Origin of the sequence: Marivirga aurantiaca (assembly GCF_016679925.1) — a bacterium.
GTDB classification, from domain to species: domain Bacteria; phylum Bacteroidota; class Bacteroidia; order Cytophagales; family Cyclobacteriaceae; genus Marivirga; species Marivirga aurantiaca.
The window spans coordinates 233,598-253,206 of the sequence record NZ_JAEQBW010000002.1 but is presented as its reverse complement, the minus strand read 5'-3'; the positions used below and the strand labels follow the sequence as shown (position 1 = coordinate 253,206).

Annotated in this window: 15 protein-coding genes; 7 read left to right on the top strand and 8 right to left on the bottom strand. The window is 37.0% G+C overall.

Annotated features, from left to right (window positions below; genetic code table 11):
• Positions 1 to 42 precede the first annotated feature (42 nt).
• Positions 43 to 3,273, top strand: coding sequence for a leucine--tRNA ligase (gene leuS / locus JKA74_RS06585; protein ID WP_201430370.1), 3,231 nt, complete (start codon positions 43 to 45; stop codon positions 3,271 to 3,273).
• Between the two features lie 86 nt (positions 3,274 to 3,359).
• Positions 3,360 to 3,596 carry a hypothetical protein gene (locus JKA74_RS06580; RefSeq protein WP_201430369.1) on the top strand — a complete coding sequence of 79 codons (237 nt, stop codon included), beginning with the start codon at positions 3,360 to 3,362 and terminating at the stop codon, positions 3,594 to 3,596.
• Positions 3,597 to 3,674: 78 nt separating this feature from the next.
• Here the strand turns inward: JKA74_RS06580 and JKA74_RS06575 are convergent, their stop codons facing one another.
• Positions 3,675 to 5,465, bottom strand: coding sequence for a 4Fe-4S binding protein (locus tag JKA74_RS06575; RefSeq protein ID WP_201430368.1), 1,791 nt, complete (start codon positions 5,463 to 5,465; stop codon positions 3,675 to 3,677).
• 104 nt (positions 5,466 to 5,569) lie between these two features.
• A complete protein-coding gene (locus JKA74_RS06570; RefSeq protein ID WP_201430367.1) occupies positions 5,570 to 6,907 on the bottom strand; it encodes an NAD(P)/FAD-dependent oxidoreductase in 1,338 nt (445 codons plus the stop codon).
• 136 nt (positions 6,908 to 7,043) lie between these two features.
• On the opposite strand from JKA74_RS06570, the gene JKA74_RS06565 reads away from it, so the two are divergent.
• On the top strand, positions 7,044 to 7,769 hold the full coding sequence (locus JKA74_RS06565; protein ID WP_201430366.1) for a DUF547 domain-containing protein: 726 nt from the start codon (positions 7,044 to 7,046) through the stop codon (positions 7,767 to 7,769).
• A gap of 325 nt (positions 7,770 to 8,094) precedes the next feature.
• Positions 8,095 to 8,844: a flavodoxin family protein gene (locus tag JKA74_RS06560; RefSeq protein ID WP_201430365.1), complete on the top strand. Its 750-nt coding sequence runs from the start codon at positions 8,095 to 8,097 to the stop codon at positions 8,842 to 8,844.
• A gap of 144 nt (positions 8,845 to 8,988) precedes the next feature.
• Here JKA74_RS06560 and JKA74_RS06555 read toward each other — a convergent pair whose 3' ends face one another.
• From JKA74_RS06555 to JKA74_RS06545, 3 genes are read right to left on the bottom strand one after another with little or no spacing between them, the layout of a single operon-like run.
• Entirely contained in the window at positions 8,989 to 9,534 is a 546-nt protein-coding gene (locus JKA74_RS06555; RefSeq protein WP_201430364.1) for a type 1 glutamine amidotransferase domain-containing protein, read from the bottom strand.
• Between the two features lie 39 nt (positions 9,535 to 9,573).
• On the bottom strand, positions 9,574 to 10,026 hold the full coding sequence (locus JKA74_RS06550; protein ID WP_201430363.1) for a ferritin-like domain-containing protein: 453 nt from the start codon (positions 10,024 to 10,026) through the stop codon (positions 9,574 to 9,576).
• Positions 10,027 to 10,065: 39 nt separating this feature from the next.
• Positions 10,066 to 10,314: a DUF7218 family protein gene (locus JKA74_RS06545; RefSeq protein WP_201430362.1), complete on the bottom strand. Its 249-nt coding sequence runs from the start codon at positions 10,312 to 10,314 to the stop codon at positions 10,066 to 10,068.
• Positions 10,315 to 10,671: 357 nt separating this feature from the next.
• Between JKA74_RS06545 and JKA74_RS06540 the strand changes: the two genes are divergently transcribed.
• Complete coding sequence (locus tag JKA74_RS06540) at positions 10,672 to 11,559, top strand: EamA family transporter (protein ID WP_201430361.1); 888 nt, start codon at positions 10,672 to 10,674, stop codon at positions 11,557 to 11,559.
• A 72-nt stretch (positions 11,560 to 11,631) separates the two neighbouring features.
• Here JKA74_RS06540 and JKA74_RS06535 read toward each other — a convergent pair whose 3' ends face one another.
• The 3 genes from JKA74_RS06535 to JKA74_RS06525 all read right to left on the bottom strand — a co-directional run bounded on the left by JKA74_RS06535 (position 11,632) and on the right by JKA74_RS06525 (position 15,514).
• Positions 11,632 to 13,173: a S8 family serine peptidase gene (locus JKA74_RS06535; protein WP_201430360.1), complete on the bottom strand. Its 1,542-nt coding sequence runs from the start codon at positions 13,171 to 13,173 to the stop codon at positions 11,632 to 11,634.
• A gap of 293 nt (positions 13,174 to 13,466) precedes the next feature.
• Complete coding sequence (locus tag JKA74_RS06530; protein ID WP_201430359.1) at positions 13,467 to 14,261, bottom strand: hypothetical protein; 795 nt, start codon at positions 14,259 to 14,261, stop codon at positions 13,467 to 13,469.
• Positions 14,262 to 14,275: 14 nt separating this feature from the next.
• Positions 14,276 to 15,514 carry an ABC transporter permease gene (locus JKA74_RS06525; protein ID WP_201430358.1) on the bottom strand — a complete coding sequence of 413 codons (1,239 nt, stop codon included), beginning with the start codon at positions 15,512 to 15,514 and terminating at the stop codon, positions 14,276 to 14,278.
• Positions 15,515 to 15,676: 162 nt separating this feature from the next.
• On the opposite strand from JKA74_RS06525, the gene JKA74_RS06520 reads away from it, so the two are divergent.
• On the top strand, positions 15,677 to 16,942 hold the full coding sequence (locus tag JKA74_RS06520; RefSeq protein ID WP_201430357.1) for an asparagine synthetase B: 1,266 nt from the start codon (positions 15,677 to 15,679) through the stop codon (positions 16,940 to 16,942).
• 1,100 nt (positions 16,943 to 18,042) lie between these two features.
• Positions 18,043 to 19,599 carry a DUF4842 domain-containing protein gene (locus JKA74_RS06515; RefSeq protein WP_201430356.1) on the top strand — a complete coding sequence of 519 codons (1,557 nt, stop codon included), beginning with the start codon at positions 18,043 to 18,045 and terminating at the stop codon, positions 19,597 to 19,599.
• The last annotated feature ends 10 nt before the right edge of the window (positions 19,600 to 19,609 follow it).

The following is a 19,609-nucleotide window of genomic DNA, read 5'->3' as shown; positions in this document are numbered from 1 at the left end:
TTTGCAATTCGTTAACTCATCACCTGATAATATTTAGTAGAAATGGCAGAATATCAATTCCGAGCAACAGAAAAAAAATGGCAAGCCTTTTGGGAAAAAAATCAGACTTTCAGTGCTTCTGATGATTTTGAAAAGCCCAAATATTATACTCTTGATATGTTTCCCTATCCATCAGGGGCAGGATTACACGTAGGCCACCCATTAGGATATATCGCTTCTGATATTGTTGCGCGTTTTAAAAAACAACAAGGATTTAATGTATTGCACCCAATGGGTTTTGATTCATTTGGTCTTCCTGCCGAACAATATGCTATTCAAACCGGACAACATCCGGCCATAACAACCTCAGAAAACATTACCCGATATATTGAGCAATTAAAAAATATTGGTTTTGCTTATGACTGGAAAAGAGAAGTAAGAACCAGCGATCCCTCATTTTATAAATGGACACAGTGGATTTTCATGCAACTGTTCAATAGTTGGTATGATTACCACGACAATAAAGCAAGGTCTATTTCTGTGTTAACAGAGCATTTTGAAAAAACGGGAAACCAATTAATTAAAGCTGCCTGCGATGAAGACACTCCTGATTTTACTGCAACTGATTGGTTACATTTTACTGAAGAAGAGAAACAAAAAATACTATTAAAATACCGTATAGCGTATTTATCCGAAGCTGTGGTCAATTGGTGCCCGGCAATGGGCACTGTACTGTCCAATGATGAAGTAAAAGATGGGTTTAGTGAAAGAGGCGGACATCCTGTTGAGCGTAAAAAAATGATGCAGTGGAGCATGCGAATTACCGCTTACGCCAACAGGTTACTGGAAGGTTTAAATAAACTGGACTGGCCGGAACCTGTGAAGGAAATGCAACGCAACTGGATTGGTAAATCTGTAGGAGCTGAATTGGATTTTGAAGTGGTAAAGAATTCTTTTGACCCCTCCCTTGATCCCTCCCCAAAGGAGAGGGAGATGCCCGGCTATATGACGGGTGATCAGGAAATTTGGGAAGCTTTGAAAAGATTTTCCAGAGAAAATAGAAAAGATCCAACTGAAGAAGAAGATATATTTTGGCAAGCAGTAAGAAATAAAAAAACGGGTTACAAATTTAGAAGACAACATCCAATCGGAAATTACATAGCTGATTTTGTATGCCTTGACAGGAAATTAGTGATTGAATTAGATGGTGAAGAACATAAAATAAACAAAGAATACGATCAACTAAGAACTGACTATTTAAATTCATGTGGATTTAAAGTATTGAGGTTCTGGAATGCTGAAATAAAAAAGAATATTTCTCATGTTCTGGATAAAGTTATTGAAGAATTGCGCACTTCCCCCTCTCTTTCGGAGAGGGGGGCAGGGGGTGAGGTTTTTACTGACAAAAACCCCTCCCTTGATCCCTCCCCAAAAGAGAGAAAGGCCAATGATCTAAAAATCAAAGTCTTCACCACCCGTGTAGATACTATTTATGGAGTAACTTTTATGGTGTTGGCTCCGGAGCATGAGTTGGTGAAAGAAATCACCACCAGCGAGCAAAAAGAAGCGGTAGAAGAATATGTGAAAATTGCCAAAAACAGGTCAGAGCGTGAGCGTATGACTGAAGTAAAAAGAGTTTCAGGTGTTTTCACTGGCGCTTATGCCATTCATCCTTTCAGCGGAGAAAAAATTCAGGTATGGATAGGCGACTATGTTTTAGCCGGTTACGGAACAGGTGCCGTGATGGCCGTACCATCGGATGATGAAAGGGATTTGGCATTTGCCGAGCATTTTGGATTGCCTGTAAAACAAGTGGTGGAAGATGGTAAGATTATTAATTCAGATTTCCTGAGCGGATTACCAATTAAAGAAGCTATTGCAAAAGCGATTGAATATGTAGAAGAAAAAGGCATTGGTAAAGCCAAAGTCAATTTCCGAATGCGCGATGCCATCTTTAGCAGACAGCGTTATTGGGGAGAGCCTGTGCCAGTGTATTATAAAAATGGCATTCCTTATCTATTAAATGAAGACCAATTACCTTTGGAATTACCAGAGGTAGACAAATATTTGCCAACTGAAGATGGTGAGCCACCATTGGCCAGGGCCAAAACCTGGAAAACTGAGGAAGGATATGAGCTGGAAAAAAGTACCATGCCGGGCTGGGCAGGTTCCAGCTGGTATATGTTCCGCTATATGGATCCTCATAACAATGAGGAATTTGTAGCGCCTGAAAAGCAGGAATACTGGAAAAATGTAGATTTATATATTGGCGGATCCGAACATGCCACCGGTCATTTATTGTATTCAAGATTCTGGACGATGTTCCTGTATGATATGGGCTATCTGAACGTAGATGAACCATTCCAGAAGATGATCAACCAAGGAATGATTCAGGGCAGAAGTAACTTTATTTATAGAGTAGAGGGCAAAAATACGTACGTTTCTAAAAACCTGAAAGACCAATATACCACCCAAGCTATTCATGTAGATGTAAATATCGTTTACAATGATGAACTGGATATTGAAAAATTCAGAAGATGGCGTTCCGAAAATGCTGATGCTGAATTTATTTTAGAAGATGGAAAATACGTTTGCGGTGCGGAAGTAGAAAAGATGTCCAAGTCTAAGCATAATGTTGTCAATCCTGATGATGTAATTGAACAGTATGGAGCAGATACATTAAGACTTTATGAAATGTTTTTAGGACCATTGGAGCAATTTAAACCATGGAACACTAATGGTATAGATGGTACTTCTAAGTTCCTGAAAAAACTATGGAGATTATTCCACAATGAGAAAGGAGATTTTAGTCTTTCTGATGAAAAAGCAGATAAAAAAGCTTTAAAAGCATTGCATTTAGCTATTCAAAAAGTAGAGTATGACATTGAGCATTTTTCTTTCAATACCTCAGTTTCTACTTTTATGATTTGCGTAAACACGCTGACTGAACTAAAATGCAACAACAGAGAAATTTTAACTGACTTAATGAGGGTAATTGCTCCTTATGCACCTCATATTTGTGAGGAATTATGGCAACTTGCAGGAAATAGCGGAAGCATTTCTGATGCGGGATGGCCAAAATTCAATCCGGAGTTTATTAAGGAAAATGAATTTACCTACCCAGTTTCTGTCAATGGGAAACACCGTGATAATATGACTTTCTCATTTGATACGCCAAAAGAGGAAATTGAAAAAGCAGTACTGGAAAATCCTAAAATCCAAAAATGGATCGAGGATAAACCTGTTAAAAAGTTCATTTTCGTTCCTAATAAAATTGTGAATGTGGTAGTGTAGAACCTGAGATTCCGGATAAATTTTCTCTCTGAAAAAATAGAGAAAAATTTTCCGGAATGACGGAAGTTGTTACTTAATCAAAACCTATGAAAAGTAGTTTAGTAGTACATGAATATTATAAAAGGGTGTTTGACGATTATATCGTACTGGTACAATTAAACCCTCTTGATTATACAGGTTTGGAGCTAATTATCCATCCTGATAAAAAGATAGAAAAAACCAAAATGACTTTTGATGAAGATATCAAAGAAGATTTGGAAGTTGATGGGTTCAAAAAATCAAACGCGCTTGAATTTAATATGTATCTGAAAGGGCTGGCTTAATTCTTTCTAAAAGGATCTTGAATGGCTATATATTTCCATATTACCATTCAAGATCAATTGATAAAGGGTTATATCATATTAGCTTGTCACTCCAAAGCTATCATTCCCTGTTAAAATTGGCTGGTTAAATCTGCCATTCTCATCTTTATTCTCCAGGTTAAGCACTCCACGCGGACAAACAGAAGAACATACTCCACAGCCTACGCAAGAAGCACGTATAATATTTTGGCCACGCTGTGCATACCAACGAACGTCTATACCCATCTCGCAATAGGTAGAACAGTTACCACATGAGATACACTGACCACCATTGGTAGTAATTCTGAACTTTGATTTGAATCTCTGGATGATGCCAATATATGCAGCCAAAGGACAGCCAAACCTGCACCATACTCTGTTTCCCATTAAAGGATAAAAGCCGGTACCTATTACTCCCGCGAAGATAGAGCCTATGGCAAAACCATAAACTGATCGAATGGAATAGGTGTTAATTCCGGCAAGTGTTTGTGATTCGGTAAAATAACTATACAATACTGCAATGGTCATAACAACTGCGAAAACCAATACAGAATGGACTGAAATGCGCTCGAACTTCCAGGCTTTTAATGATTTATCAGACAGCTGACGGTAAGGATCTCCTGCCGTTTCTGCTAAGCCTCCACAACCACAAACCCAACTACAGTACCATCTTTTCCCATATAAATAAGTGAAAAGAGGGACAGCAATAATGATGAGTGCAATACCCCAGCCCAACATAAATATCCCTATGGTGCCGGCAGTAATCATTTCATTCAGTTTATAATCAAAAAAGAAATCATAGTTTAATGGCCAGATATTTTTTAAATCCATGTACGGCTGATTCAGCCTTACCAGGATTTCAGGAATAAGAAAGGCAAAAGATAACTGAAAGAACATAACAGATACTGTCCTTGCCATCTGGTACGGACTATGTCTGTACTTAATGATCATCCTTACTCCCATGGTAAGAATAGCCAAAGTGTAAAGGAAACCATATAAAAACCATCTGCTGGCAGGATTTCCACTTAACATCATACTTAGTGGGTCCAGCATTAATACCCAGGTAGTCATGTATTCGGGATACCAGTAAAGTACTATGTAAAACAAGATCAAAAATGTTCCTAAAAAAATACCCAACCAACCTCTACTGGTAAGTGACCTGTGATAAATATGATCATTCTTAATTCCTGCATCTGTTGTTTTCAGACGAGGCAGCATATACATCAATGCTCCACTAATAGGTAAAATGATTGATAATAATAACCATAACCACGGATTTGATGCTACATGGCTCTTATCCGAAGCTTTGGTGATACTCGTAGTATGATTCTTCACATTGGCATCTTCATAGCCTTTGCTTCTTACTATTTCTGAGTTGATGTCATTGATGGAACTGCGCAATTGAGAGGCCAGGGCTTCCTCTGAATCAAATTTTTTATCCTGCATCCAATCAGTGTAGGATAAAAATTTATCTTTTTTCCAGCTACTGATTTCATCATTACTCTGATAATAATTTCCTATAAGCTCTTGTTTATAAACATTTCCGGAAGCTTCAGCAGCTAATTTCTCAGCCACACCTTCTTCAATACGGTACCTGCTTTGAATGGAATCGTTGATCTTTGAAAATACCTCCTTTATATCTGAGACAAAGGTGAACTGACTGGAGTAGGTAGTGCTAATCATCTCCTGGAAATGAGGTGCTGTTTTTTCATATCTATCCTCTCCCAATTGATTTTGCAGTACTTCTTTGGTGATATGATATTCACCAATGAAAAACATACTCATAAAAAACCCAAAACCAATCAAAAAAATGATCAGGCCTGCTTTATGTACTGCTTTTAATTTTTTCATTCTTTCGTTTATTTATATTGAACTGCTTTTCTGAGCAGGTAATTAAATACAATCAATTCTCGTATAGTTCAACTCGACATGTCGTCATTTTGAACAGGCTCATATTAAAAATTAAAAATGCCAAATCTCTTTTTGGATTTTATCTTCAAAGGCTCATCAGCATATCTGTTATTATACATTTTCCTCAGCTCTCCTTCATAATGTTTAAAAAACTCAGGATCGAAATTGGCTTTATCCAATTCCTGAAAAACTTTTTTCATAGGCCATTTATCCCGGATCATTTTATCGCACACTTCATGACGATAACGCACTCCCATCACATTCACACCTTTCAATGTTTTATCTTTTTTATGAAAAACAAGTCGAATGGATTTTGCACCATCTTTATGTTCCCAGTAAAAATGTTCTTCATTTTCTTCATCAGGTTTACTTCCTATTTGGCCATATACCTGGTATTCCAGATCAATAAATTTGGCTGAGTTAAACCAGATCCCTGGCTTATAAGCAGTTTTATTACCACATATGGTCTGGGCCAAAGTTTCGCCATGCATTCTTCCGGTATACCATACTTGCTCAATAGGTTTACGGTCCCCTGCCGGAGCTTCATGAAATTCAGCACAATCTCCTATAGCATAAACATCAGGCTGGTTGGTTTCAAAATATTCGTTTACTTTTATACCTCTATTTAACTCAAGCTCAGTCGCTTTTAAAAAATCAATATTAGGACTCACCCCTACTGTAAGTCCAACAAACTGGCAATCAATCTGCTCTCCTTCTTTAGTTATAACTCCTGATGCTCTTCCATTGCCATCATCCAGAATTTTCTCCAGCTCCGATTCAAGCATTAAGGTCATTCCTTTTTTCCTGATCTGTCGGTTCACCATTTCTGACTCCTCAGCAGGAAGCACATTGTTCCAAAAACTCTTTTCGCGAACTATAAAGGTAACATGAATGTCCCTTGTGTGGAACATCTCTCCCATTTCTATACCAATTAAACCACCACCAACTATCACCGCATGTTTGGTAGTAGGAGAATATTTTTCCATCGATTCCAGATCCTGATAACTGTATAGTCCTTGAACTGCTTCTAAATCCTGTCCCGACCAACCAAATTTATTAGGCTTTGATCCTACAGCTAAAATCAACACATCATATTCCAATGGCTGGTGGTTTCTTAATTGAAGTTTTTTACTGGAAAAATCTACATTCTCCACGTAATCACGTACTAAATCAATCCTGTTTTTACCCCAGAAGAAATCTTCATAAGGTTTGGTATGTTCATATTTCATGTGCCCCATGTAAATGTACATCAGAGCCGTTCTTGAGAAAAAATGATCTGTTTCAGCTGAAATTACTGTAATAGCATCATCGCTATGTTTTCTAATATGTCTTGCCGCTGTGATTCCGGAGATTCCATTTCCAATAATAACAATTCTCTTCATAAAGATGTTCTTACTACCTATTTGCAATGATAATTTAAATTAATCTGGGTAAATGTCTATTCAATGACATTTAAGTATAATCTATTTTATGCATGTTTACGTATGTAAAGCATAAAATAAACTCAAAGAAATAAAAATGAAACATTTAATCAACAGCTTTCTGGTACTAATACTAGCCACCCATTCTTTATTTGCTTTTAGGCAAGATATAAATAATTTCAATCAACAAGCGGATAAGTTTCTTTCAAAATACGTAATGAAAGGAAACGTAGATTATAAGAAATTAAAAGAAAACTTTACTGAGATTGATAATCTATATAAATCAATCAGTACTGTTAATGTGAAAAACATCAGCGATAATGAGTTAAAAGCGTTTTACATCAATGCTTATAACATCATTGTTATTCATCAAATCACTGAATATTACCCTTTGAAATCAGCCTTAGACAGGAATGGCTTTTTTGATAAAGTGAAGCATGATGTTGCGGGTGAAAGGCTAACGTTGGACCAGATAGAAAAAGGAAAAGTGATCTTGAAATTCAGAGATCCCCGCGTGCATTTTGCTTTTTCATGTGCCGCTGCGGGTTGTCCGGAGTTAGCTAATTTTGCATTCACCCCAGAAAAATTGGAGGCTCAATTAGAAAAACGATCAGCAAACTCCATTAACAATCCGGATTTCATCCGTGTTGATCCGGATAAAAAAGAGGTAGGACTTTCTATGATTTTTAAATGGTACGGAAAAGAATTTACAGAGGAAAACGATAATATATTAGCTTACCTGAATAAATATAGAACCAACAAAATACCGGACAATTACTCAGTTGTGTTTTATCCATATGACTGGACATTGAATGCACAGTAATTGGTCTGTTTTAGTATTGAGCCACTGTTATTCTCCACAGTGGCTTTTTTATACCTAAGATTTATTTATTGAAGCAAAAGGGCAAATAGTACAAACATTTCTAAATTACTACGTATTAATAGAGAGCAAATATTACCGAATAATAAATGGTCACAAAGTAATACCATAAAATGAGTATAAATTTTAGACATCTCCACCCCGATAGCCCCGATAGTTATCGGGGGGGCAACTGAAGGTGAATAAAATTTGTAAGGAATTCTCCCAAAAGGTCCCTGCGGGATATAAGGCGGCAAAAGTTGTGATCGGTGAAAATAAACACATACATATGAAACTTAATTCTCTTCAAGAAAAACTCAATAACGAAAACCCATATGATTTTTCTGGTTTGAAAGCAGTTTTCATTAACTGTACGCTGAAGAAATCTCCTGAAATATCACATACACAGGGCCTCATGGATATGAGCCGTACGATAATGGATGCCAATGGAGTAGATACTACCATGATAAGAGCTGTGGATCATGATATTGCTTTTGGTATTTATCCTGATATGAGAGAACATGGCTGGTCCAATGATGCATGGCCTGAAATTCATCAAAAAGTAATGAGTGCTGACATTTTGGTGATTGGAACTCCCATTTGGTTAGGCGATAAATCTTCTGTGGCCACTATGGTAATAGAGCGATTATACGCCAATTCAGCTGAGCTAAATGACCAAGATCAGTTTGCTTATTATGGTCGGGTAGGCGGTTGCATTATCACAGGCAATGAGGATGGCATCAAACATTGCTCTATGAATTTACTTTACTCCCTTCAACATTTGGGCTACACCATTCCTCCCAATGCAGATGCGGGGTGGATAGGCGAAGCGGGTCCCGGCCCCTCCTACCTTGATGAAGAATCAGGTGGCCCGAAAAATGATTTCACTAATAGAAATACTACTTTTATGACATGGAACCTGATGCATTTAGCCAAAATACTGAAAGATAAAGGAGGAATACCTGCTTATGGAAATCAAAGCACTCTATGGACTGAGCGCGAAAATAAGGATCATCCAAATCCGGAATACAGGAATTAGGTACGATTGAATTAAAGCTAAACCTTTTGAAGTGGGTATTGACATAAAAAACTGCCTCACTAATCAACAATGAGGCAGTTTTTAACAATTAATAAACTATAGATTATCTGTCGTCTAAGTTTGTAATTGCCTAATAGGCTCTATTTAAGCATGCACTCCTTCAGCAAATTCTTCTATCATTTTAGAATTAAAAGCATCCAGATCATCTGGTGATCGGCTGGTTGTCAGCCCTTGATCTACTACTACTTCCTTGTCTTCCCACAGGACTCCGGCATTTTCCAAATCTGTCCGGATACTTGGAAAAGAGGTCATTATCCTGCCTTTCAGTTCACCTGTTTCAATTAATGACTGCGCTCCATGACAAATGGCAGCAATAGGTTTGCCATTTTTAAGAAAGTGACGAATAAATTCAATTGCCTCCGAGCTTCTGCGCAATTTATCCGGGTTAATAACTCCTCCTGGAAGCATTAAACCATCATAATCTGAGGCATTTACTTCATTTACCAATTTATCCGCATTCATCTCCAGGTTCCATTCACCTTTGTGCCAACTACGCAATTTTTTGGTTGGTGATATTATATGAACTGTAGCACCTTCCTCTTCCAATTTTTGCTTAGGATCTGTTAGCTCAATTTCTTCAAATCCTGTTTCTGTCAAAATGGCGATTTTTTTATTATCTAATTGTCCCATGGTTTATAGTTTTAAAGGTTAAAAAATATCAATTTTAATTCATGAAGAATGAAGAGTTTTCCTCATCCCCTCAAGCTCAGCTTTGGAAGTCTTGATAGACTCTAAATGATCTGTCAAAATACGTTTATGTTCAACCCGTAATGAAGATAACTCCAATACTTCCTTATAATCATTGATGGCATAGTCTTCTCCTCTTATTGCTTCATCAAGTACGGCCTCTTTATCTTCTCCTGTTAATAAATCCCGCACATTTATTAAAGCACGATGAGTATCTGCTATAAGACTCGTTCCTTTGTCAGGTTTGGCGTCATAAGCTTTTAGTATGTCTTTAATTTCGTGTCCGAAGTGATATCGTTCTTTATAGGCATGTTGGAAGAAACCCTTTAATTCCTCTCTTTCAATTTTATCAGCTAACAGCTCATAGCCTTTTTCCGCATCATAGTTTCTGGTAAGTAGTTTATTAAGTGAATCCACAATTTCCTGATCTTTCATAATTACAAATTTTAAGAAGTTTATTTTATAATCTGAGTATCATTTGCCCTTTCTCAAGGCTTTGATTAACTCTTCTTTTTTCATTTTACTCCGGCCTTCTATCCCAACCTCTTTTGCTTTATTATATAATTCTTCTTTGGTACGTTCTTCATATTTCTCCCCACCACTACTCATTTCCTCATTAGGGGTATTCGCTATTCTGGCAGCTTTTTTCTTGCTCACTCCCTGATCACGAAGTGCCTCATATTGCTTTTCGTTTTTTATCCTAGGATTACCTTTCTCAGCCATAACTTCTTTTTTAAAGTAAAAAATAGTGGAACCGTTTTAAATTGAAATCAGTATCTAATAAAGCTTACGCATCTGACACAGAAATGATACATATGGATATATAAATCATCAACCGGGTAAAAAGCACTATCAAACCGTAAAAAGATTGACAGATGTAAGAGAACTTCATTGGTAAAGCAAAACCTTGGCGATGAAATAAAAAATTTTTTCCACTGCATTTATCTTTCCAATTACTCTCTGGAAGTACTTTTATGAGTTCATAGCTGAACAAGGGGGTTTATTTTCTTTAAGATTTATTCAGTGAATGCTGTTTGCGCTCAAAAATTTCCTCATTTTTGCAATCCCAAATTTTAAAATATGATTAAAGGTGCCATATTAGTTTTCCTTGGAGCTTGTAGCTTTGGAATTCTTACCACATTAGTAAAACTTTCCTATCAAGAAGGATTCACGCTTGGAGAAGTAACAGGAGTGCAGGTTTTTTTCGGAATGCTCATTCTCTGGGTGATTTTACTGGGAAGGATACTCATCCAGAAAATAAAAATAAAATTCACCTGGAAAAGTAGCTGGCGTATATTACTGACAGGCATAAGCACGGGATTAGTGAGTGTTTTTTATTACAAATCCATTCAAGAACTACCTGCCTCTATTGGTATTCTCCTCCTCATGCAATTCACATGGATTAGCCTTTTGATAGAAATTGTTTTGCACAGAAAATATCCTACCCCTATGCAATGGGTTTCAGTATTGTTTATCTTATTCGGTACTTATCTTGCCGGAAATGTATACAGTCTGGAAAATATCCCGTGGAGCCTTGAAGGGATTGGTTATGGTTTATTGGCCGGATTCTTTTATGCTGTATTTATCTGGGCAAATGGCAGGGTTGGAAACAAATTGGTTCCTGTACAAAAAAGCGCATTGATGATCACCGGATCTTGTATGTTTATATTCCTGTTGTTTCCTCCTGAATTTTTATGGAATGGTAGTTTAGCCAAAGGCTTAACCGAATGGGGAATTATATTCGCCCTATTTGGAACAGTTATCCCTCCACTGTTTTTTGCCTATGGTATTCCTAAAACAGGTGTGAGTGTTAGTGCTATTTTAAGCTCTGTGGAATTACCTGTAGCCGTGTTCTTTTCCAGTTGGCTATTAGCTGAAAAAGTCACCTTCTTACAGTGGATTGGAATTGTAATTATTCTGTTGGCCATCGGTGTTTCAAAATTAAAAGGAAGGCAAAAGTTTGATTAACAGCCTCAACCAATACAAAAAGCCAACCCATAGTTGATGGATTGGCTTTGAAATCTTATTTATAAACTAAAGTTATTGTACTGCAGTAAGCGCATTTAAATTCCCATAGCCAAAGCTGGAATTACGGTTAGGATAAAAATCAGCCGATTGCTTCAGCTTGTTTAGCACCTGATCACGGTTCCATCCGGGATTCTTAGACCAAACTAAAGCAGCTATTCCTGCTGCGGTTGCAGTGGCAACGGAGGATCCACCTACAGTAGATGGATCAGAACCACTCATAGCCAAAGAAAGCGGGTGAGCATTTGTGCCTGCTTTTTCCATTACTACTGTAAAATCAACCTTATCGCCTGAATGACAAACATCACAACGCACATACTGACCTTCTTTTACACCTGTAACGGCCACAGTCTCATTCATAGTTGCTGGGAAAATAACTCCAAACCAGTTAGTAAAACTGGTAGAAGTTCCCGCTGCGGCAAATATTAATTTCCCTTTTCCATGTGCATACCTGATAGCATCTGCTACTTTGGAATTATGAAAAACATCCCCTATAGACATACTAATGATTTTTACATCATTTCTGTTTCCTAAATAAATCAAAGCATCGGAAACTCCTGTTTTTTCATTTCCACTATTAACTACTACATCCCCGGTGCCTCTTACGCCAATCAGGTTGGCATTGTACGCTACTCCTACAGAAGAGCCTGAAGTACTTCTTGGGGCAGCTATAACACCAGCCATTGCCGTTCCATGACCACATTGGTCATCAGGGCCATCAATGGCTTTCCACCACCACATTCCTGTAGCATGAAAGCCAAATCGTTCTACCGTTCTATTGGCTGAAGAACCAGAATTAAATTCGTTCCCTAATTTTATTTGATCAGGTGAAAGTCCTGTGTCAATCAATCCTACTGTAATGCCCTGACCTGTGCTATAGTTCCAGGCCTGATCAATTCCCATTCCAGGGTAATTCCATGACATTTTAGCATTAGGGGAAATTGTAGAGTAATTATCAGATGCTAAACCAAAATCAGGACTATTGGAACAACCCGAATCACTGTATCTTTCACCTGACCCGTAGGTTTGAAAATCCACTTCATAGCCTAATGGCTCAATATATCTTACATTTTCCAATGAGCGTAACCTGTTAATCACTTCCAAATCGCTCGCTTTCATTTCTACAAAAGGCAATACCTCATGAGTGAAACTCGGTAAATCATCCACTTCCACTGACTTATTATACTTTCTGGACAATACACTCGCTGTTTCATCAAACACTTCATCCCGAGACTTTATCCATTCAGGATCCTGAACATTAATAGAAGTCATTCTTTCATTAATGTTGGCTTGACCACTTGCGGTATAGCCTACTGTCAATATGCTGTCAGCATGTACTAATGCACTCCAAAGCATTACATCATTGACCTCTGACCAGTTAAATTCATTGTTCTTTTTTAAACTATTGATAATAAATTCATCAATCTTTTCCTTGGGGATTATTTCAGTCGTTTGTTGTACATCAACAAGCTGTTCCTCGACTTTCAGGTTTTCTTCATCTTTTGAACATGACCAAAGAATAGTCATTGCTACTAATACGGTTAAAATTCTTTTCATCGTTTGTTAGTTTTTTGGTTATAAATTAAAATTTTATGCTGTATGCAGAGTAAATTGAGAAATATTAACCTAACTAACAAACGTTTATAGAAATTTTGTATGGATTTATCTTGTCACATATTGAAGAAGTGAATCAACTGTTAAGGGATTCTTTCAAGCCAAAAAACTGTTATAACTACTTTACAGCGTTTTATAGGTGACATGTCCATCACTATACTTTGAGATAAGGAAATTCTGTGAGAGCAAAAATAAATTTTAAGAATACTACAACTTATTGAAAGGCCAAATGGAAATTATTTCTTTTTCTCAAAAGGGTAGTCCTTACCTTCATAACGGATTATATAAGATGCATAAGGCAACTTCCTGATATCGCAAGAAACAGACTTTCCACGCATGATGATCCGTCCACCGGCATTCAATAGCTGAAAGCTAACTTCTTCAGTGAATTCAATTGACCATTTATCAGTATCAATTACATGACTGATTTCACTTTTGTCGGAAAAATAGTTGAATTCATCTGAACTCATAATTTCACCTTGAGGATCTTTATATAATACCCGGTAAGTATTGTCCCCTTTATTATGGTCCAGCTCCTTGCTGTGCTGATTAATAAAAATCCCCCCTTTGGCTTGCGTAGAATCTATTGTTTCCCATTCTCCTGCGGATTCACGTTGGATAACATAGCGTCCTTCCTTATCCTCTTTGGTGGTAATCCAAATAATGCTTTCTTCATTTACATATAATTTCAACCAGGAAAACTTAAGGTCATTCTGAATTACCTCTGGGTTGATCAATTCAGGCTTACAGGTATTATGGTGTACTATACGGATTACCACTCTACTATCCAAAGGCAAATCCTCCATAGACAACTCGTAGGCAGATCTGCCTGGCGAATCCGTAATTTTTTTACCATTCAGATAGATGGACTGAATGCAAAATTGTTTTTCAGATTCAATATAAGGGTTACGGACAAAGACGTTCCTTCCATGGTAAAAACCTCTAAAATAAGTATCTTGACTTAACGCCACCTGGTTGTCTACCAAAAGAAAGCCCGTAAGTAAAAATAATATAAAGTATGTCTTCGTCATTAAATTTTTAGCACTTATTCGTAGCGTAACGCTTCAATAGGGTCTAATTTTGAAGCTTTATGGGCAGGATAGTATCCTGAAATTAAACCAACCGCCACACAAATCACTAATCCTGTTATCATCCAAAGCCATGGAATTACAAACCCTCCCTCGCTAATGAGCGAGGATATACCATTACCAATAAGTATACCAAAAACAACACCTGCCAATCCTCCCAATTGGCAAATCACAATGGCTTCCCATAAAAATTGCAACCTGATTTTTGTAGGAGAAGCACCAATTGCTTTCCTGATTCCTATTTCACGGGTACGTTCGGTTACAGAAACCATCATAATATTCATTAAACCAATGGAAGCCCCAAGTAATGTAATGGCTCCAATAGAAAAACCTCCAATTCTCAAATATCCAGCTATTTCATCCATTCTATCTGCCAAAGATTGACTTTTTTCAATTTTAAAAGAACTCTCCTCACCTATCCTATCTCCTCTCACACCTCTCATCACCCCGGTTGCTTCACCAATAGCCGGTTCCATAAATATGGGATTTTCTACCGATACTGTTAGTGAATATTGCAGCTCTCTATCCGCTAAGATTGTGGAAAGCCCAATAGGTATATAAATAGATTGGTCAGATCCTCCTCCACCCATTCCTCCTTTTTCTTCCAAAACTCCAATCACCTTAAATTTATTACCTAAAAAAGAAATATTCTCATTGATAGGATTAACATTTTCAGGGAATAATTTTTTCACAACATTCGCACCTATAACTGCCACATTATTATTTTGTTGGATTTCAAGAAAAGTAAAATTTCTACCCTCCGCTATTTCGAAAGCATTTTGAACAAAATAATTTTCATCAGTGGCCGCTATATTGATGGTAGGTGTTGTAGTGGTTGATTGGTATTTCACCTCTCCATTTCCCGTTATTCTTGCATATATGGAAACAGAGCCGGTAAAATCGTACTTACTTTTAAATTGTTGTGCTTCTTTATAGCCTATCGGTTCATACTTTTTTTCCTGCACTCCCTGGGAAGTACTGCTTCTGCCGTCAAGTCGCTTGGACTCAATATCAAAATTATTAGCCCCTAAACTTGCAAAGTTACTTCCTACTGAACTTTGAATTCCCTCAATAGCGGTTAAAATACCCACTAGCGAAGTTATTCCAATAGCAATAATCAGAGCTGTTAAAATAGTTCTCAATCTATTGCCTTTTATGGAACGAATTCCCTCCTTTATGTTTTCTAAATAGTCCAATGCCTTATTTTTTTTTGTAAATTTTAACAATTAATCGCTAATTTTCACGATATATTACATAAAATACACATTTAATTATTTGAATAACAATTAGTTTTTTATTTAAATATAGAATCTACTACTTTACCGAAGAGATTCATCATTTAAACATCACAGATATTTATGTATAAAAAAATTCTCGTCTCCATTATCCTTGTTTTAATAGCTTTTCAGCTGAAGGCTAATTATATCTTAATCCCTATGGATGACAAACAATCCAACCATTTAAAAGCATACGGGATTTCATACTGGATACTTGGTAATGATGTTTCCATGGATTGGCTCCTCAATTTTAGAGGGGGTAGTTTTCTTGTGGAAAGCAGACAATCTATTATTAATGAATTGATTATAAGAGGAGTTAGTTATGAAATTATTTCTGATGCTCAAACCAACCAACTTCTTGATGAAATTGCCAGTCCTTCTTCCAATAAAGATGCTATGAGGTTGGATAAAGTGCCAAAAATTGCTGTTTATTCTCCAAAGTCTAAACAACCCTGGGATGATGCAGTAACACTTGTCCTCACCTATGCAGAAATTCCTTATGATGTGATTTTCGATGATGAAGTGATGAACGATGAATTGGCTGATTATGATTGGTTGCACCTTCATCATGAAGATTTTACTGGTCAGTTCGGGAAATTTCACAGAACTTATTCCAACCAACCCTGGTATATTGAGCAACAAAATGAATATAAGGCATTGGCTAAAAAATATGGATTCAAAAAAGTATCAGAATTCAAATTAGCCGTAGTTCAACAAATACAATCATTTGTAACAAAAGGAGGTTTTCTTTTTGCCATGTGCTCTGCCACTGACACTTATGATATATCCCTGGCCGCTGCAGGAATTGATATTGTGGGGAGGGTATATGATGGAGACCCTGCCGATCCGAATGCGCAGGAAAAATTAGATTATGACAAGACTTTTGCTTTCAAGGATTTTGTATTGGAAATGAATCCACTGGAGTATGAATACTCCAACATTGATCAAAATATTCCTGACAGGCCTGGTATTAAAGAAGGAAATGATTTTTTCACACTTTTTGAATTTTCCGCCAAATGGGATCCCATTCCTACGATGCTTACTCAAAACCATGAGAAATTGATAAAAGGATTTATGGGGCAAACCACTGCTTATAAAAAAGACTTGATTAAATCTGATGTAGTGATATTGGGAGAAACAGAATCTATCAATGAAGCGAGATACATTCACGGTATATTTGGGAAGGGTTTCTGGACTTTTTATGGCGGGCACGATCCTGAGGATTATCAACATTTTGTAGGCGAACCCCCTACAGACCTAAACTTACACCCTAACTCTGCAGGTTATCGATTGATTCTGAACAATATTTTGTTCCCTGCGGCTAAAAAGAAGAAGAAGAAAACCTGATTAAGCCGGTTTTATCATCTCTATTTAAAAATGCATTGGTTAACTTTTCTCAAGCTTGTCCACCAATGTGTCAGGATACAGTATTAGAATTAAAGGGAATAAAATCGGCACGTACAACGTATCCTCTGGCTACTATGCTTCATAGCAAGCAGCCAGTTTTAATAACTTATCAGTTGAAATACAAATCAACTACTCAAATAGAAGGCCCACTTTGTCATACCCCCTCTCCTGTCCGCCCTCATAAGATAAGAGAAAAATTATAACTCCAGCTTATCTGTATTTAACCTATAGAGCAGGACACTATCTTTTATCCACTCAAGCTAAGCAGTTAAAACTCTCCCACTATTCACAAACTCTATCGGAAAGCCCATGTTGACTAATAACCTAAGTTCGACAATTAATGATAGCGTCCCCGTATACGGGGCAGGCTATGCCGCAAAATTAAGACTTACTTTTTCAAAAAGTCTTTATTTATGCGGTATCTCATACTAAACACAATGAGATTACGGATACCGCTGTGGCGGCACAAGCTAATTCTCTTTTTTATGAAAAATGTAATCCCGATGCATCGGGACCGAAATAGCCAGTCCCGCCCTAGCGGGAACGACTTACAGCAATTCTTACTAATATTTAAAATCGAACTCAGGTTAATACCGCATCATTCAAATGTTGATGAAAGAGGAAACCTTGATTTAAAGGTTAACTAGCACAAAACTAAATGTACCTTTTAGTTATATATTTAATATATTTATTTACAAAAGCACTTATACACCCTCTTAATCATTAAATAATCCTATAACTAATTAGGTTAAATCCTAAAAAATACAAATACAGGGTGTGTGGATCATATAAATCATAGTGAATTCTTTTAAAAATAAAAGAATATATGGGAACAAATCAAAAAAACGTACGTCCAACTATATACAACAGAGGGTAATAAATGCGCAATTACATCAATTGAGCACTTAACACCGTATTTTCAACTATTTAAAACTAATCACATCATGAAACCTTCAATAAGATCGCCCGATTTTAATGTAATATTTATTACTTTTTTAACGAAAAAAAATCACAAACTTTTTAATCTAAAAACCAAAATTATGAAATACCTTAATAAACTTTTCAACTTATGCCTGGCATCAATGGCAATAGTTTTCATGTACTCCTGTCAACAAGACGACATAGAGGTGAGCGAGAAAAATGGAATTGAATTAATACTTGCAGGTGACAGGGTAGACGATGGCAATTCCTCACAAAGAGCAGACCCGGACTTTCCTACCGTAGAAGAAGGAGGATGTGATCTTTCTTATGCATCGTATGCCATAGTGACTATTAATGACAACGATTACAAAATCGACATTAAACAATGGGGCGATGACTTCAAAACAAATTTAATTGAATTAGATCCGGGAAGTTATACCGTAACAAGTTGCCAGCTATATGACGAAGATGATAATCCAATATTTGCAACCCCGATGGAGGGAAGTGAATTCGGTAAATTTGTTTCTCAACCCTTACCTATTGACATTGAAGTTGAGCAATACAGGAAAATAGAGTACGATATGGAAGTGCTTTGTGTGGAAGATTTCACCCCACCAATGTTTGGCTTTACATCCTGGAGCATTAGCCTTAAGGAGGTGAAAAATCTTTGTATTTTTGCTAACTTCTGCGAACCTGATATGGGACATCAAGTAGCTACCTTAGAAGCTTATGTTTATCCTGATGCTGAAAATACCAGCGATGAAGATCTCATCTGGAGTGGATCAGCTGATGGTGATTATGAAAGTGAAACAGAGGACAATGAGTTACTTTGCCTTAAATTCCCTTATGACGCTAATCAACCAACCGAAGAGCAATCTTATTATGTAAATCTTTACATAAACGGATCCTTATTTTCAGGAACAATTTATCTCGACAGAGTGGATATGATCAATTCAGAGTATGGCTATCTGCACCTGAATGAAGATTGCGATGGAGATTTTGATTTTCTGGAAACTTCATATAATGTTTCATGGGAAGATATCAATGACGATGTAGCTCCGGATGGGGAAGACCTTTTGGAAAATGACCTTGATTACAATGATTTTGTACTCCAAACTACAGTAAATACTGATATGACTACTGGTCATTTAAATTTTCAGTTCAAGCCATTGGCAAGGGGAGGTACTTATACTCACGCTTTCAAAATGTGGTTCCCTGGAACTGGTTATGTGATATCAGGTGATGCTGAAAGCGTTTTAACAGAAGGTGGTAATACTGTAGTAACAGTTTACTCCAATACCAATCAAGCATTTAATCCAAATGCAAGTTTCATCAACGTGATCTGTGGTGAAACAACTGGAACTGGTGTAGAGAGAACAGTAACAATAGAAAATGCTCCCGAAGAATTTACTTATTATCTGGTAAATCCTTTCACTGCTAATTTGGAAGTTGCAGGCGATGCGGTTTATGATCTGATGATAGGTGACATGTTCGAGCTATCAACTTTCACCAAAGATGGTGAAACTTTCAGGAATGGGCTAGTTACACCTCTTGATTGGCAATGGCCTCAAGAAAATGTAGATATCAGAACTATCTATGGTGTTGATTTTGAAACGAACTTCACTCCTATTTCCAATACAGATGATTTATATGCTAATTGTCCGGAAGGTGCATGAGCATCATAAT

Coding starts and splice junctions, on each gene's coding strand:
- leuS (WP_201430370.1), top strand. CDS start 43: ATGGCAGAATATCAATTCCGAGCAACAGAAAAAAAATGGCAAGCCTTT.
- JKA74_RS06580 (WP_201430369.1), top strand. CDS start 3,360: ATGAAAAGTAGTTTAGTAGTACATGAATATTATAAAAGGGTGTTTGAC.
- JKA74_RS06575 (WP_201430368.1), bottom strand. CDS start 5,465: ATGAAAAAATTAAAAGCAGTACATAAAGCAGGCCTGATCATTTTTTTG.
- JKA74_RS06570 (WP_201430367.1), bottom strand. CDS start 6,907: ATGAAGAGAATTGTTATTATTGGAAATGGAATCTCCGGAATCACAGCG.
- JKA74_RS06565 (WP_201430366.1), top strand. CDS start 7,044: ATGAAACATTTAATCAACAGCTTTCTGGTACTAATACTAGCCACCCAT.
- JKA74_RS06560 (WP_201430365.1), top strand. CDS start 8,095: ATGAAACTTAATTCTCTTCAAGAAAAACTCAATAACGAAAACCCATAT.
- JKA74_RS06555 (WP_201430364.1), bottom strand. CDS start 9,534: ATGGGACAATTAGATAATAAAAAAATCGCCATTTTGACAGAAACAGGA.
- JKA74_RS06550 (WP_201430363.1), bottom strand. CDS start 10,026: ATGAAAGATCAGGAAATTGTGGATTCACTTAATAAACTACTTACCAGA.
- JKA74_RS06545 (WP_201430362.1), bottom strand. CDS start 10,314: ATGGCTGAGAAAGGTAATCCTAGGATAAAAAACGAAAAGCAATATGAG.
- JKA74_RS06540 (WP_201430361.1), top strand. CDS start 10,672: ATGATTAAAGGTGCCATATTAGTTTTCCTTGGAGCTTGTAGCTTTGGA.
- JKA74_RS06535 (WP_201430360.1), bottom strand. CDS start 13,173: ATGAAAAGAATTTTAACCGTATTAGTAGCAATGACTATTCTTTGGTCA.
- JKA74_RS06530 (WP_201430359.1), bottom strand. CDS start 14,261: ATGACGAAGACATACTTTATATTATTTTTACTTACGGGCTTTCTTTTG.
- JKA74_RS06520 (WP_201430357.1), top strand. CDS start 15,677: ATGTATAAAAAAATTCTCGTCTCCATTATCCTTGTTTTAATAGCTTTT.
- JKA74_RS06515 (WP_201430356.1), top strand. CDS start 18,043: ATGAAATACCTTAATAAACTTTTCAACTTATGCCTGGCATCAATGGCA.